At 66.2% G+C, this 15190-nt stretch carries 15 protein-coding genes; 10 read left to right on the top strand and 5 right to left on the bottom strand.

The window, feature by feature from the left end:
- The first annotated feature begins 38 nt into the window (after positions 1-38).
- Complete coding sequence (locus tag IFT67_RS07790) at positions 39-842, top strand: DUF815 domain-containing protein (protein ID WP_192146008.1); 804 nt, start codon at positions 39-41, stop codon at positions 840-842.
- A 77-nt stretch (positions 843-919) separates the two neighbouring features.
- Here the strand turns inward: IFT67_RS07790 and IFT67_RS07785 are convergent, their stop codons facing one another.
- Positions 920-1153 carry a hypothetical protein gene (locus tag IFT67_RS07785; RefSeq protein ID WP_107963882.1) on the bottom strand — a complete coding sequence of 78 codons (234 nt, stop codon included), beginning with the start codon at positions 1151-1153 and terminating at the stop codon, positions 920-922.
- 98 nt (positions 1154-1251) lie between these two features.
- The gene (locus IFT67_RS07780; protein WP_192146006.1) at positions 1252-3033 is read right to left on the bottom strand and encodes an ABC-F family ATP-binding cassette domain-containing protein; all 1782 of its coding nucleotides are present in this window, start codon (positions 3031-3033) and stop codon (positions 1252-1254) included.
- 121 nt (positions 3034-3154) lie between these two features.
- On the opposite strand from IFT67_RS07780, the gene IFT67_RS07775 reads away from it, so the two are divergent.
- From IFT67_RS07775 to IFT67_RS07765, 3 genes are read left to right on the top strand one after another with little or no spacing between them, the layout of a single operon-like run.
- Positions 3155-3469, top strand: a complete 315-nt coding sequence (locus IFT67_RS07775) for a hypothetical protein (RefSeq protein WP_192146004.1) — start codon at positions 3155-3157, stop codon at positions 3467-3469.
- Positions 3470-3492: 23 nt separating this feature from the next.
- Positions 3493-4158, top strand: coding sequence for a response regulator transcription factor (locus tag IFT67_RS07770; protein WP_056061146.1), 666 nt, complete (start codon positions 3493-3495; stop codon positions 4156-4158).
- 10 nt (positions 4159-4168) lie between these two features.
- Positions 4169-5566 carry a sensor histidine kinase gene (locus IFT67_RS07765; RefSeq protein ID WP_446740797.1) on the top strand — a complete coding sequence of 466 codons (1398 nt, stop codon included), beginning with the start codon at positions 4169-4171 and terminating at the stop codon, positions 5564-5566.
- Between the two features lie 151 nt (positions 5567-5717).
- Here IFT67_RS07765 and IFT67_RS07760 read toward each other — a convergent pair whose 3' ends face one another.
- Positions 5718-6620, bottom strand: a complete 903-nt coding sequence (locus tag IFT67_RS07760; RefSeq protein ID WP_192146002.1) for a prephenate dehydratase — start codon at positions 6618-6620, stop codon at positions 5718-5720.
- Between the two features lie 104 nt (positions 6621-6724).
- Here IFT67_RS07760 and IFT67_RS07755 point away from each other — a divergent pair, with 104 nt between their 5' ends.
- Entirely contained in the window at positions 6725-7444 is a 720-nt protein-coding gene (locus IFT67_RS07755; RefSeq protein ID WP_192146000.1) for a c-type cytochrome, read from the top strand.
- Between the two features lie 144 nt (positions 7445-7588).
- Here IFT67_RS07755 and IFT67_RS07750 read toward each other — a convergent pair whose 3' ends face one another.
- Together IFT67_RS07750 and IFT67_RS07745 are read right to left on the bottom strand one after the other, a co-directional pair.
- Positions 7589-8473 (bottom strand): LOG family protein, encoded by an 885-nt coding sequence (locus IFT67_RS07750; RefSeq protein ID WP_056484830.1) that lies wholly within the window; start codon positions 8471-8473, stop codon positions 7589-7591.
- A gap of 46 nt (positions 8474-8519) precedes the next feature.
- Positions 8520-9173, bottom strand: coding sequence for an extensin family protein (locus IFT67_RS07745; protein WP_192145998.1), 654 nt, complete (start codon positions 9171-9173; stop codon positions 8520-8522).
- A 235-nt stretch (positions 9174-9408) separates the two neighbouring features.
- On the opposite strand from IFT67_RS07745, the gene IFT67_RS07740 reads away from it, so the two are divergent.
- From IFT67_RS07740 to IFT67_RS07720, 5 genes are all read left to right on the top strand, one after another.
- Entirely contained in the window at positions 9409-10563 is a 1155-nt protein-coding gene (locus IFT67_RS07740) for a phosphoserine transaminase (RefSeq protein ID WP_192145996.1), read from the top strand.
- Between the two features lie 149 nt (positions 10564-10712).
- Positions 10713-12290, top strand: a complete 1578-nt coding sequence (gene serA / locus IFT67_RS07735; protein ID WP_133029534.1) for a phosphoglycerate dehydrogenase — start codon at positions 10713-10715, stop codon at positions 12288-12290.
- Between the two features lie 125 nt (positions 12291-12415).
- The gene (locus IFT67_RS07730; RefSeq protein WP_342450578.1) at positions 12416-12769 is read left to right on the top strand and encodes an endonuclease domain-containing protein; all 354 of its coding nucleotides are present in this window, start codon (positions 12416-12418) and stop codon (positions 12767-12769) included.
- Positions 12766-13866, top strand: a complete 1101-nt coding sequence (locus IFT67_RS07725) for an ATP phosphoribosyltransferase regulatory subunit (RefSeq protein ID WP_192145994.1) — start codon at positions 12766-12768, stop codon at positions 13864-13866. The genes IFT67_RS07730 and IFT67_RS07725 overlap by 4 nt, the downstream gene beginning before the upstream one ends.
- 29 nt (positions 13867-13895) lie before the next feature.
- Positions 13896-15185, top strand: coding sequence for an adenylosuccinate synthase (locus IFT67_RS07720; protein ID WP_192145992.1), 1290 nt, complete (start codon positions 13896-13898; stop codon positions 15183-15185).
- Positions 15186-15190: the final 5 nt, after the last annotated feature.

Here is a 15190-nt window from a genome sequence, read left to right as displayed (position 1 = left end):
CGCTTGCCTGACGGGCATCGCGACGCCAGAAGCCGCGTATGACCGATCCTCTAGACCGCATCGCCGCCGCACTGGAGCGCCTGTCTCCACCGCCACCGCCCGCCGCCGATCCGCTGGCGCATCCCGCGTATGTCTGGCGCGGTAATGCGCTCCAGCCGGCGCGTGCGTTCGCGCCGTTGCCGCTTGCCATGCTGATCGGGGTCGAACGGCAGAAGACATCGCTGGTCGCCAACCTGCGCCATCTTGCCGACCGGCACGCGGCGCAGGATGTCTTGCTCTGGGGTGCACGCGGCACCGGCAAGTCCGCGCTCGTCAAGAGCGCCGTGGCATCCTTGCAGGCCGAAGGCGGCGATATCGCGCTGGTCGAAGTCTCCGAGCTTGCAGGACTCCCGGCGCTGTTCGCCTCATTGGGGCCGGTCGATCGCGCCTTCGTGCTGTTTGTCGACGATCTGGGATTCGACGTCCCGGCCGAGGCGCGGACGTTGCGATCGATGCTGGAGGGTGGGGCGGAACCGCGGCCAGCCAACGTCCGGCTGGTGGTAACGGCCAATCGTCGCCACCTGGCACCACGCGACATCGCCGAGCAGGAGAGCGCAATCAATCCCCGGGATTCGGTCGACGACCATCTTGCGCTGGCAGACCGATTCGGTCTCAGCCTTGGTTTTCATGCGCTGGATCAAGAGGGGTATCTCGCGATCGTCGCGGCGTATGCGAAGGCGAACGATCTGTCGTTCGAGCCTGGCGATGCGATCTGCTGGGCGACACGTCGAGGAAGTCGATCGGGTCGGGTAGCGTGGCAGTTCATCGTCGATCTGGCAGGCAATGCGGGAAAGCCGCTCTAGCCAGGATTTGAACCGGTAACGTTATGAACGTACCGGGAAACGAGTGGGCCGACGCGGTTGGCGTCGGCCCGAAACGCTTAGTTGCTGTCCGAATCGTCATCCTTGACGATTGCGACAACACCGATGGCAACAACGCCAGCAGCGATCAGAGCAGCGATGATGCCGCCGCCAGCTGCTTCGCTCTTGCCCTTTGCAACCGTGCCAGCGCGAACGTTCGCGACCGACAGGCTTGCAGGTGCTGCGGTTGCTGCAACCGAGGTGGACAGCATTGCGACAGCAAGTGCGCTGCCGGTAAGGGCCTTGAGCTTCATAAAAATCTCCAAAAACAAGTCGTGGCAATATGATGCAACGCAATATTTGTCAATGCGTTCCAACCGGTTTTGAACCCGGCTAAACGTTAGTACAAATATCAAGCCGTACCGTCGACTTGCTCCGCAAGTTCCAACCAGCGCAATTCCGCTGCTTCCTTTTCCGCACGTGCCTTTTCGATCGCGGCCGTCAATTTCGCGAACGTCGCATGGTCGCGCATGTAGAGATCGGGCTTTGCGAGCTTGACCGCATCGGCCGCCATCTGCGCGTCGAGTTCCTCGATTCGCTTGGGCAGCAGCTCGTAATCGCGCTGGTCCTTGTAGGTCAGTTTCGCGCGCGGTGCCGAAACGGCCGGGGCAGTGGCCGCGACCTTCTTCGACGCACGCTTGCCCGTGGTCGTCGAGACACGACGCTTTTCCCAATCCTCGTAGCCGCCCGCGACCACGTCGACCGTACCCGAGCCGTCGAGACCCAGCGTGATCGTCACGGTCCGGTCGAGGAAGTCGCGGTCATGGCTGACGATCAGCACGGTGCCGTCGTAATCGCCGATTACCTCCTGCAACAGGTCGAGCGTCTCGAGATCGAGATCGTTGGTCGGCTCGTCGAGCACCAACAAGTTCGACGGCTTGGCGAATTCGCGCGCCAATAAGAGTCGCGAGCGCTCACCACCCGACAGCGAGCCGATCTTCGCATCGACCATGTTCGGGTCGAACAGGAAGTCCTTCAAATACCCGTGGATGTGCTTCCGAACGCCGAGCACATCGATCCATTCGCCGCCGTCGACGACGACTTCGCGGACCGTCTTCTCGGGCGCCATCAGGCTGCGCTGCTGGTCGATCACCACTGCATCGAGGGTTTGGGCCAGCTTGATCGAGCCGCTGTCGGGCTGGATCTCGCCGGTGAGCAGCTTCAGCAAGGTCGACTTGCCTGCGCCGTTGCGGCCGACGATGCCTATGCGGTCGCCTCTGGTGACCCTCAACGTCAAGTCGCCGATGATCGTGCGGTCGCCGTATACCTTGGTGACGTTCTTCGCGTCGATCACGACCTTCGACTTGGTGTCGTCGCTGGCGGTCGTCAGGTTCGCCGAGCCCTGCGGCCCGATCATCGAGGCGCGTTCGGCGCGCATCTCGTGCAGCTTGGTGAGACGGCCCTGGTTGCGCTTGCGACGGCCGGTGACGCCGCGGAGCAGCCAATGCTCCTCCAGCTTGAGGCGCGCATCGAGCTTCTCAGCCTGGCGCTGTTCCTCGGCATAGACCTGCTCGGTCCAGGCCTCGAACCCGCCGAAGCCGATCTCCGCACGCCGGATCGCGCCGCGATCGAGCCACAGCGTCTGCTTGGTGAGGCGAGTCAGGAAGGTACGGTCATGGCTGATGACGACGAACGCGCCGCGGAAGCGCTTGAGCCAATCCTCGATCCATTCGATCGCACCGATATCGAGATGGTTGGTCGGCTCGTCGAGCAGCAGCACGTCGGGGTCCTGCGACAGCGCCCGGACGATCGCCGCGCGGCGCCGCTCGCCGCCCGACGCGGACGCCGCCTCGCGCGATAGGTCGATGCCGAGCTGATCGGCGATCGAATCCGCCTCGTAGTTCACCGGCGCATCGTCGCCCGCCATTACATAGTCTCGCAGCGTCGCGAAGCCGCGCAGATCGGGCTCCTGCTCGAGGATGACGACGCGCGTGCCGGGGACGATCGTCCTGCGTCCCTCGTCCGCCTGGACGCTGCCGCCGAGCAATTTGAGCAAGGTCGTCTTGCCGGCGCCGTTGCGGCCGATCAGCGCGAGCCGGTCGCGCGGTCCGATATGGATGTCGAGATTGCGAAAGAGCCATCCCGAGCCCTGGACGAGTCCGAGGCCTTCGAATGCTAAGATTGGTGCTGCCATGTTCGCGCCACGTAGGGGTGCGAAGTGATGCAGGCAAGTTACACCGCGCGGGCTTCGTGCTGTCGGCGGCCTGTCGCGATCATTCACAGGCTGTTCAATGCGGGAGGCCTATGCCACCGCCATGAAGATGCTGCTTTTCCTTGCAACCCTGGCCACTGCGCCGTTTCTGATGGGTGCCGCCCCCATGCTGGCGGGCGAACCTCCGCAGCGCCGCAGCGACCAGATGTCGGCGTTGCAGGCGCGCAAGACCGGAGCACCGTCTTTGCGCGAGATCGAGTCGCGCGTGATCCCGACGATGCGGGGCGCGCAGTATCTCGGCTCGGACTATGATTCGGGCAGCGCCATTTACACGCTGAAATTCCTGCGCGATGGAACCGTCATCTGGGTCGACGTCGATGGCCGTAACGGCCAGATCGTCGGCCGCACGGGTCGCTGAACACTGTAATCGAGAGGATTGTCATGCGCGTTCTGATCGTCGAGGACGAGCCGAATCTCGGCCAGCAATTGAAGAATACCCTGGAAGGGGCCGGCTATGCGATCGACCTCGCGGTCGATGGCGAGGAAGGGCATTTCCTAGGCTCGACCGAGAATTACGATGCGGTCGTGCTCGATCTCGGCCTGCCGGAGATCGACGGGCTGACGGTGCTCGATCGCTGGCGCAAGGAGGGCAAGACGATGCCCGTGCTGGTGCTGACCGCGCGCGACAGCTGGTCGGACAAGGTCGCGGGCCTCGATGCGGGCGCGGACGATTACGTCGCCAAGCCGTTCCAGAGCGAGGAGCTGATCGCGCGTTTGCGTGCGCTGATCCGTCGCGCGTCGGGCAACGCCTCGTCCGAGCTGACCGCGGGTGACATCCGCCTAGACACGCGCAGCGGCAAGGTGACGCGCGCCGGCGAGCCGGTGAAGCTGACCGCGCAGGAATACAAGCTGCTGAGCTACCTGCTCCATCACAAGGGCAAGGTAGTCAGCCGTACCGAGCTGATCGAGCATATCTACGACCAGGATTTCGATCGCGATTCGAACACGATCGAGGTGTTCGTGACGCGGATCCGCAAGAAGCTCGGCCAGGACGTGATCACGACGATCCGCGGGCTTGGTTACAGCCTCGAAGATCCGGACGCCTGATCGGCTGACTATGGACAGCGCGCCGGTCACAGACACGCCGATAGCGGACGGGCCGATCCGCGTGCCAGCTGCGGTCAAGGGATCGCTGTCGCGGCGGATGATCCTGATCGCGGCGGTGTGGATCGGCGTGCTTCTCAGCGGCGGCGGGTTCGCGCTCGACCGGGTACTGAGCCAGGCGGTGACGCGCAATTTCGACGACCAGCTCGAATATGTGCTGCGGTCGCTGCTCAATTCGTCCGAGATCGGTCCCGACGGCGAGGTGATCTTCTCGCGCGAGGCCGCGGCCGACCAGCGCTTCGTCGAGCCGTATTCGGGGCTGTACTGGCAAGTGTCGGGCAAGGGGCGCGAGGATTTCCCGTCGCGTTCGCTGTGGGATCGGCGCCTCGCGTTCGGCGGAACGCATGACGACCGCAACGCGCATTTCTACGACAGCACGCAGTTTCCCGACGAGAAGCTGCGCGTCGTCGAGCGGGACGCGGTGATTCCCGGGTCGAAGGTGCATTGGCGGTTCCAGGTGGCGCAGAGCCGCGACGGGCTCGACGCGCAGATCACGACGTTGCGGCGGACGCTCGTGCGCAGCTTCGCGCTGCTCGCGCTCGGGCTGATCGTGATGGCGGCGCTGCAGACGTTCTACGGGCTGTGGCCGCTGCGGCGGGTGCGCGAGGAAATCGCGCGGATGCGGGCGGGTCAGTCGAACCGCGTGTCGAGCGCGATGCCGGTCGAGGTCGCGCCGATGGTCGAGGAACTGAACGCGCTGATCGAGCATAACGAGCGACAGGCGGAGGAGGCGCGGCGGCATGCCGGCAACCTCGCGCATGCGCTGAAGACACCGCTGACGGTGATCATGAACGCGGCGACGGCGCAGTCGGACGATCTGGCCGACACGGTCATCCGCGAGGCGCGGACGATGCGGCGGCAGGTCGACCACCACCTCGCGAGAGCGCGGGCGGTCGGGCGGCGTGGGTCTGCGCATAGTCGTGCGGATGTTTGGCCGAGCCTTGAGTCGGTCGAGCGGGCTGTCGGCCGGCTGTACCGGCATGTCCGGATCGACGTGACCGGGCCGCGTGGGTTGCAGGTGCATGTCGAGCGGCAGGATCTCGATGAGATGCTCGGCAACCTGATCGAGAACGCGGCGAAATATGGTGGCGGCAGCGTGTTCGTGACGGTCGGCGCGCAGTCGGGCTTCGTCGAGTTTCTGGTCGAGGACGACGGGGTCGGTATTCCGGAGGAGGAGCGGGTGCGTATCTTCGATCGCGGCGTGCGGTTGGATACGGGGAAGCCGGGGACGGGGCTGGGGCTCGCGATCGTGCGCGACGTGGCGGAGATCTACGAGGGGACGGTTGCGCTCGAGGAGAGCGAGGACCTTGGTGGGTTGCTGGTCCGGTTGCGGTTGCCGGCTGCGAACTAAGCCGGCTTCAACTACGTTTTCGCTTACCTCTTTCAGTCATCCCCGCGTAGGCGGGGACCCATATCCTCAAACGGTCACGATCACGCCGCGAAGCCTGCCAGTATGGGTTCCCGCCTTCGCGGGAATGACGACGGGTTGCGGAAGCGGCAGGTTAGCCCCGCGACCGCGCCTGCCGGTACGTCCCCAGCACGCGCAGCCATTTCGAATGGAACCCCAGTTCCTCCAGCGCATGATCGAGGTTCGCGTCGCCCGGCTTCCCCACCACGTCCGCATAGAATTCCGTCGCGGAGAAGCTGCCGTTGCGCTGGTAGCTTTCCAGCTTGGTGATGTTCACGCCGTTGGTGGCGAACCCGCCGACCGCCTTGTACAGCGCGGCGGGAACGTTCCGCACTTCGAAGATCAGCGTGGTCATCCATTCGCCGCCAACCGGCTCCTGCGCCGCGGGAGGCTTGCCGCCGCGGGCCAGCACCACGAACCGTGTCGTGTTGTGATCGGCATCGGCGATATCGGTCGCGAGCAGTTCGAGGCCATACAGCCCCGCAGCGGCGGGCGGCGCAAGCGCGGCGATCGTCGGGTCGCCCAACTCCGCCACCACCGCCGCTGCGCCAGCCGTATCGGGATAGCTTACCGGCTCGATCCCGTGCGCTTTCAGCCAGTGCCGGCATTGGCCGAGTGCCTGCGGATGGCTCATCGCCTTGTGGATTCCGTCGCGCGGGCCGCACGCCATCAGCGCGTGGCGGATCGGCAGGAAATGCTCGCCAGTGATGACCAAGCCCGATTCGGGGAGCAGGAAATGGATGTCGGCGACGCGGCCGTGGAGCGAATTTTCGATCGGGATGATCGCGCAATCGGCGCGGCCGTCCTTCACCGCGTCGATCGCGTCGGAGAAATCGAAGCAGGGCAGGGGGAGTCCGTCGGGGAACGCCTCGACCGCGGCGACATGGCTGTTCGCGCCCGGCGCTCCCTGGAACGCGACCGCGCGCGCAGGGTCGGCGGCGGCGGCGGCGGTCATCCGCGCGACGATCGGGCGGGCGGGTGCTGCGAAGTTTTCCATGCGCTGGCCGAGTAGAGAGCCGCCGCCCACCAGACAAGCGCGGCTTGCGGTGCGCGCCTGCGTTTTCTATGGCTATCCCAAACAGAACAGGGCGGATGCACAAGATGGACAATCGGACCAATACGATCGCCGGCTGGGTGCTCGCAGGCTGTGGTGCGGCGCTCGGGCTGTCGATCGTCGGCGGGATGATGTTCCACGGCGAGCGCCCCGAGAAGATGGGCTATGCGATCGAGGGCGTCGTGGCCGAGGGCGGCGAGGGCGCCGCCGCCGACGTACCGATCGCCTCGCTGCTGCCGACCGCCGACGCCGCCAAGGGCGCCGAAGTGTTCAAGAAGTGCGCCGCCTGCCACACCATCAACCAGGGCGGCGCGAACGGCGTCGGCCCGAACCTGTACGGCACCGTCGGCGAGGAAATCGCCAAGGGCAAGAACGGCTTCGCCTTCTCGTCCGCGCTGGCCGGGATCGGCGGCAAGTGGGACTTCGACAAGATGAACGCGTGGCTCACCTCGCCGCGCAAGTTCGCGCCCGGGACGAAGATGACCTTCGCAGGTCTCGGTAGTGCGCAGGACCGCGCGAACGTGATCCTGTATCTCAACCAGCAGGGCTCGAACGTGCCGTTGCCGGCGGCCCCTGCGGCTGCCGCTGCGCCTGCGGCCGGCAAGGATGCTGCGGCGAAGGATCAGCCGGCGACGGCGAATGCGGCGGAGGCTGCGGCGACAGAGGGCGCGCCGACTGCGGACATCGCCAACACCGGGACGCCCGCCTCCGGCGCGCCGTCGGTCGATCCGGAAGCAGCCCGCAAGGGCGCCCGCTCGGAAAAGTAGGGCGACCAACTCCCTCTCCCCTCCGGGGAGAGGGTCGGGGTGAGGAGCCGTTCCAGGCGGAGCATTGCTTGGCTGCCCCTCACCCCAGCCCTCTCCCCGGAAGGGGGAGAGGGAGCAGAAGGGATTCCCCTCCCCGGTGGAAGCTCAGCCCTCAGCGGCTTCCTTCTCCGCCCGCTCACGGTAGAACGACTGCACCGCGTCCCAGGCCTCGTCCGCGGTCTCGACGTAGCGGAAGATCCCCAGGTCCTTCTCGCTGACGACGCCTTCCTCGACCAGCGCGTCGAAGTTCACGACCCGCTCCCAGAACTGGCGCCCGAACAGCAACACGGGAATCGGCTGGATCTTGCCCGTCTGGATCAGCGTCAGCAGCTCGAACAGTTCGTCGAACGTCCCGAACCCGCCCGGAAACGCCGCCAGCGCGCGGGCGTGGAGCAGGAAGTGCATTTTCCGCAGCGCGAAATAGTGGAACTGCACCGACAGCGACGGCGTGACGTACGGGTTCGGTGCCTGCTCGTGCGGCAAGACGATGTTCAGCCCGATCGACTCGGCGCCGACGTCGTCCGCGCCACGGTTGGCCGCTTCCATGATCGACGGGCCGCCGCCCGAACACACCACGAACTGCCGCCAGCCACGCTCGTCGCGCGGCAGGACGCTGACCTTGGCCGCCAGCTCGCGCGCGACGTCGTAATATTTCGACTTCTCGACCAGCCGCTCGGCGATCTTCTTCGACTTCTCATCCGTGGCGAGCTTCAGCAACGCTTGGGCCTTCGACGGCTCGGGAATGCGCGCGGAGCCGTAGAACACGAACGTCGAACCGATCTTCGCCTCGTCGAGGACGAGTTCGGTCTTCAGCAGTTCGAGCTGGAACCGCACCGGCCGCAGGTCTTCGCGCAACAGGAAGTCCATGTCCTGGAAGGCGAGCCGGTAATGCGGGTGCTGCGTCTGGGGTGTGGAAACGGAGTCGCGAGCGGACTCGGCATCCTGGCTGGCGTTCGGAAAAACGCGCGATGGTACTCGTGTATCGGTCATTCAGGCGCGATTAGAGGAAACGCGAGGGCAGGGCTAGAGTGGTGCGCTAGCGGCAGAAATTGGCGCGGTCGTCTTCGAGGTGGAGGTGGTTGCGGTGCGCGGCGTTGTAGTCGGGGCTGAGCACCGTGCCGAACCGCTTGCACGCCGACGCGCGGATCGTCTGAAGGAATTGCCGGACCTGCGGATCGGCCGAGTTCCAGTCGCTGAGCACGGTGATGCGCCGCCCGTCCTTCAGTACGAACCCGCCGACGTCGATCGCGTTGGCGATCGCGTGCCCCGACCGCCGGCCGGTATTTCGTGCCGAGCCGACGATGTTGCGGCACGCATAGCTCCCCATGCTGTCGATCCGCGCGAGTTCGCTGCCGAGCATCTGGTATGCGGCGGGCGCGACCGCGTTGCGCGTCCAGCCGATGAACGCGCGCGCCGCGCCGCAGCGGACCGCGGTAAGATTGGCCACGGGCACGCCGATATCGACGAGCTTCACCGTGCCGTTGAGCCCGCAACCCGGCCCCGTTTCACGGTCGGGCAGGACTTGGAACGAGACGTGGAGTTCGCGCAGGTCGGCGAGGCACTGCGCGGTCTCGCGATTGCTCGGGACGGAGAGATTGGGGCGAGTCTTGGTCGGTGCCGTGGGGCGATCGGCGCGTCCGCAGCCGGCTAAAGTCAGTGCGAGAGTCGTTACTACCACCCATTCCGTCATGCCGGGCCTGTTCCGGCATCCACTTATCGTCTTGTCCCCCATGCCTTAAGGCCGTGCGGTACCGTAAGCCCCGGAACAAGCCTGGGGTGACGGAGCGAGTTTGGCGCACGGTGGGGCGAGTCCCGTCGCCACGCGCTCGCAATCGAACGCGGTTGACACCCCCGCGAACGCCGCTAGGGCCGGCGACGGGCCACGCGGTCCCAACGCCGCGCGTGCTCTCTGTGAGGAGAGATACATGACTGATACGACCTACGCACCCGCTACAAATGCGCCTGCACTGCCCGCTACCAAGCCGGCACGTCCCTTTTTCAGCTCCGGTCCCTGCGCGAAACCTCCGGGTTGGTCCGCGGACAAGCTCGCCACCGATTCGCTCGGTCGCTCGCATCGCTCGAAGATCGGCAAGACCCGCCTCCAGTACAGCATCGACCTGATGCGCGAACTGCTGAAGCTCCCCGATACGCACCGCATCGGCATCGTCCCCGGCTCCGACACCGGCGCGTACGAGATGGCGATGTGGACGATGCTGGGCGCCAAGCCGGTCACCGCGCTGGCGTGGGAAAGCTTCGGCGAGGGCTGGGTCACGGATGCCGTGAAGCAGCTCAAGATCGACCCCACGGTGGTGCGCGCCGATTACGGCCAGATCCCCGATTTGGGCGCGGTCGACTGGTCGAACGACGTGCTGTTCACCTGGAACGGCACCACCAGCGGCGTGCGCGTGCCGAACGCAGACTGGATCCCGGACGACCGCGAGGGCCTCTCGTTCGCCGATGCGACCTCGGGTGTGTTTGCGTACGATATCGACTGGGCCAAGATCGATGTGGCCACCTTCTCGTGGCAGAAGGTGCTCGGCGGGGAGGGCGCACACGGCGTGCTGATCCTCGGGCCGCGTGCGGTCGAGCGGCTGGAGAGCTATACGCCTGCGTGGCCGCTGCCGAAGGTGTTCCGCCTCGTCTCGAAGGGCAAGCTCACCGAGGGCGTGTTCAAGGGCGAGACGATCAATACGCCGTCGATGCTGGCGGTCGAGGATGCGATCTTCAGCCTCGAATGGGCGAAGTCCCTTGGCGAGGACGGCTTGATCAAGCGTTCGGATGCGAATGCTGCGGCGTTGGACAAGATCGTCGCGGAGCGCGACTGGCTCGGGCATCTGGCGACCGATCCGGCGACGCGGTCGAAAACCAGCGTGTGCCTCACGGTCGAGGGTGCCGACGAGGCGCTGATCAAGGCGATGGCCTCGGCGCTCGAAAAGGCTGGCGCGGCGTATGACGTGGCGGGTTACCGCGACGCGCCTCCGGGCTTGCGTATCTGGTGCGGCGCGACCGTCGATACCGCCGATATCGAAGCGCTCGGCCCCTGGCTCGACTGGGCCTACGCGACCGCCAAGGCCGGCTGACCTTAAGCCCTCTCCCCCTCGGGGAGAGGGTTGGGTGAGGGGCTGCCACGCAGCGCTCCGCCCGGAACAGCCCCTCACCCCAGCCCTCTCCCCGACGGGGAGAGGGAGCGATTCACCGCATCGTCACCCGAATTCCCAGGAGCAATCCCATGCCAAAAGTCCTCATTTCCGACAAAATGGATCCCCGCGCCGCCCAGATCTTCCGCGAGCGCGGCGTCGAGGTCGACGAGATCACCGGCAAGACGCCCGCCGAACTGATCGCGATCATCGGCGAGTATGACGGCCTCGCGATCCGCAGCTCGACCAAGGTCACCAAGGAAATCCTAGAGCACGCCACCAACCTGAAGGTCGTCGGCCGCGCCGGGATCGGCGTCGATAACGTCGACATCCCCGCCGCGTCGGCCAAGGGCGTGGTCGTGATGAACACGCCGTTCGGCAACTCGATCACCACCGCCGAGCACGCGATCGCGCTGATGTTCGCGCTCGCCCGCCAGCTGCCCGAGGCCGACGCTTCGACGCAGGCCGGCAAGTGGGAAAAGAACCGCTTCATGGGTGTCGAGCTGACGTCGAAGACGCTCGGGCTGATCGGTGCGGGCAATATCGGCTCGATCGTCGCCGACCGTGCGCGCGGCCTCAAGATGAGGGTCGTCGCGTTCGATCCGTTCCTGACGCCCGAGCGCGCGATCGAGATCGGCGTCGAGAAGGTCACGCTCGACGAACTGCTCGCGCGCGCCGACTTCATCACGCTGCACACGCCGTTGACCGACCAGACGCGCAACATCCTCTCGGCCGAGGCGCTCGCCAAGACCAAGAAGGGTGTCCGCATCATCAACTGCGCGCGCGGCGGCCTGATCGACGAGGTCGCGTTGAAGGCGGCGCTCGATTCGGGGCAGGTCGGCGGCGCCGCGCTCGACGTGTTCGTCGAGGAGCCCGCCAAGGCATCGCCGCTGTTCAACACGCCGAACTTCGTCAGCACGCCGCATCTGGGCGCATCGACCACCGAGGCGCAGGTCAACGTCGCGATCCAGGTCGCAGAGCAGATGGCCGATTTCCTGATGTCGGGCGGCGTTACGAATGCGCTCAACATGCCGTCGTTGTCGGCCGAGGAAGCGCCGAAGCTGAAGCCGTACATGGCGCTGGCGGAGAAGCTGGGGTCGCTGGTCGGCCAGTTGACGACGGGTGCTGTGTCGCGGATTTCGGTGCATACCGAGGGCGCAGCGGCGGATCTGAACGCCAAGCCGATCGTGAGCGCGGTGCTGGCGGGGTATCTCCAAACGCAGACCGCGACGGTCAACATGGTCAACGCGCCTGTATTGGCGCGCGAGCGTGGTCTTGAGGTTCGCGAAGTGCGTACCGAGCGCGAAGCGGATTACCACACGCTGCTGCGCGTCGCGGTGAAAACCGAGGATGGCGAGCGGTCGGTTGCCGGCACGTTGTTTGGCGATTCGGCGCCGCGGTTGGTGGAACTGCTGGGGATCAAGATCGAGGCCGATCTGGCCGGGCCGATGCTGTATGTCGTCAACGAGGATGCGCCTGGGTTCATCGGTCGTTTGGGGACAGCGTTGGGCGAGGCTGGGGTGAATATCGGGACGTTCCATCTCGGGCGTCGTTCGGCTGGTGGCGAGGCTGTACTTCTCCTGTCGGTCGACGAAGCCGTGACGCCCGACCTGCTGACCAAGGTCCGCGCGCTGCCAGGCGTGAAGACCGCAATGGGCCTCAACTTCTAACCCTGCTACGCTCTTCTAAAGCCCTCTCCCCTCCGGGGAGAGGGTTGGGTGAGGGGCGGTTGGGAAGGGCATCGCTCGCGGCGCCCCTCACCCCGGCCCTCTCCCCGGAAGGGGGAGAGGGAGCAGTGAAGGTCGATGACCTACTTCTCGATCGCGCGAAGCGGATGCGGCGCGAGCCCACCCCGGCAGAGGCGAAACTCTGGCGCCACCTCCGTGACCGGCAGATCGCTAACACCAAATTCACCCGCCAGTTCGTCATCGGCCCCTACATCGCCGACTACTGCGCCCGCGACGCGAAACTCGTCATCGAGGTTGACGGCGATACGCATAGTGACCAAGCGCGCGACGCAAGCCGAACGGATTGGCTCCAAAGACAGGGATATCGCGTGATACGGTTCAGCAACGCCGACATCATGTCCGAGATGGACGGGGTCTGGCAGGTCATATCTGCAGCCCTCACAGCGGAGCTAGAGCAATGACCGCACTTCTCCCCGAAGGTTTCCGAGACCGCCTCCCGCCGTTCGCCGATTCGGCAGCGGCACTGGAAGCCCGCGTGCTCGAGGCAGCCCGTCTTCACGGCTATGAGCGCGTCGATCCGCCGCTCGCCGAATTCGCCGATGGGCTTGAGATGCGACTGAAAGCTGGCGGCCTGCACGACGCAGTGCGCTTCGTCGATCCGGTGTCGCAACGCACCCTTGCGATCCGCCCCGACATCACCGCACAGGTCGCGCGGATCGCCGCCACGCGGATGGGCCATCACCCGCGGCCGGTTCGGCTGAGCTATGCTGGCTCCGTGCTGAAACTGCGCGCGTCGCAGCTCGCGCCGGCGCGTGAGACTCGGCAGATCGGCTGCGAGTTGATCGGGCTTGATTCGGTTGCCGCCGCACAGGAACTCGTCGCGGTCGCGGTCGACATGATCGCCGCCGCTGACGTTACCGGCGCGTCGATCGACTTCACGCTGCCCGACTTGGTGCCGACGCTCGCCGCCGGACCTCTCCCCGTCGCGGATGATCTGGTCGCAACCTTGCGCGATCGGCTCGACGCGAAGGACGCCGGTGCCGTCGCCGCACTCGCACCCGCCTACCTCCCGCTGATCGAGGCCGCCGGGCCGTTCGACCAGGCGATGGAGCGCCTCCGCGCCTTCGACACCACCGGTGCGCTCGCCTCCCGCCTCGACGGCCTCGCGCGCATCGCCGAAGCGCTCGACGGCCGTGTCGCGCTCACGCTCGACCCGACCGAGCGGCACGGCTTCGAATACCAGACCTGGCTCGGCTTCTCGCTCTTCGCCGACGGTAGCGCGCGTGAAGTTGGTCGCGGGGGCACCTACACCGTCGTCCATGAAACCGGGGCCGAGGAAGCCGCTACGGGCTTCTCGCTGTTCGCCGACGCCTTGGTCGAGCGGGTCGCCACCGTCGACCGCCGCCGCCTCTTCCTCCCATACGGTACCCCCGCCACCGAAGGCGCCGCCATGCGCGCACAAGGCTGGGTCACGGTCGCGGCACTGGACGCTGGCGACACCCCCGAAGCACAAGTCTGCACGCATCTATGGGTGGCGGGCGAGCCCCGCGCGCTGTAGGCGCTGCGCGTAATCTCAGGAGATAGAGTTTGGCCAACGTAGCAGTCATCGGCGCGCAATGGGGCGACGAAGGCAAGGGCAAGATCGTCGACTGGCTCGCCGAGCGCGCCGACATGGTCGTGCGCTTCCAGGGCGGCCACAATGCCGGCCACACGCTGGTCGTCGGCGACAACGTGTACAAATTGTCGCTGTTGCCGTCGGGTATCGTCCGCGGGACGCCGTCGTTCATCGGCAACGGCGTCGTGCTCGATCCCTGGGCGCTGAAGGACGAGATCGCGCGATTGGGTGCTCAGGGCGTCGTCGCGACGCCAGAGACGCTGCGGATCGCCGACACCTGCGCGCTGATCCTGCCGTTCCACCGCGACCTCGACGGCCTGCGCGAAGACGCGAGCGGCGCCGGCAAGATTGGCACGACCCGCCGCGGCATCGGCCCTGCGTATGAGGACAAGGTCGGCCGTCGCGCGATCCGCGTCTGCGATCTCGCGCATCTCGACGATCTCGGGCCGCAGCTCGATCGCCTCACCGCGCATCATGACGCGCTGCGCGCCGGCTTTGGCGAGCCGCCGATCGATCGCGCGCGCTTGATCGCAGAATTGCGCGAGATCGCTGGCTTCGTGCTGCCGTTCGCCAAGCCTGTATGGCGCGATCTCAATGCCGCGCGCTCGGCCGGCAAGCGCATCCTGTTCGAGGGCGCGCAGGGCGTGCTGCTTGACGTCGACCACGGCACGTATCCGTTCGTCACTTCGTCTAACACCATCGCGGGCGCAGCGGCGGGCGGGTCGGGTCTCGGGCCATCCGCGGTTGGCTTCGTGCTCGGGATCGCAAAGGCATACACGACGCGCGTTGGTTCGGGTCCTTTCCCGACCGAGCTCGAGAACGAGACTGGCGAGCGCTTGGGCGTCCGTGGCCATGAGTTCGGGACGGTCACGGGGCGGAAGCGTCGCTGCGGCTGGTTCGATGCGGTGCTCGTGCGCCAGGCGGCGGCGGTCGGTGGTATCACCGGGATCGCGCTGACCAAGATCGACGTGCTCGACGGGTTCGAGACCGTGTCGATCTGCACTGGCTACAAGCTGCGCGGCGAGACGCTCGATTATTTTCCGGCGCATGCGGCGGACCAGGCGCTGGTCGAGCCGATCTACGAGACGATCGAAGGCTGGCAGGAGACGACTGCGGGTGCACGCAGCTGGGCCGACCTGCCCGCGCAGGCGATCAAGTACATCCGCCGGATCGAGGAGCTGATCCGCTGCCCGGTAACGCTGGTGTCGACCAGCCCGCAGCGTGCCGACACGATCCTCGTCCGCGATCCGTTCTCGGACTGAGCTGA

Source organism: Sphingomonas sp. CFBP 13728 (assembly GCF_014841895.1).
Taxonomy (GTDB): Bacteria; Pseudomonadota; Alphaproteobacteria; order Sphingomonadales; family Sphingomonadaceae; genus Sphingomonas.
This window is presented reverse-complemented; position numbering and strand designations above follow the sequence as displayed.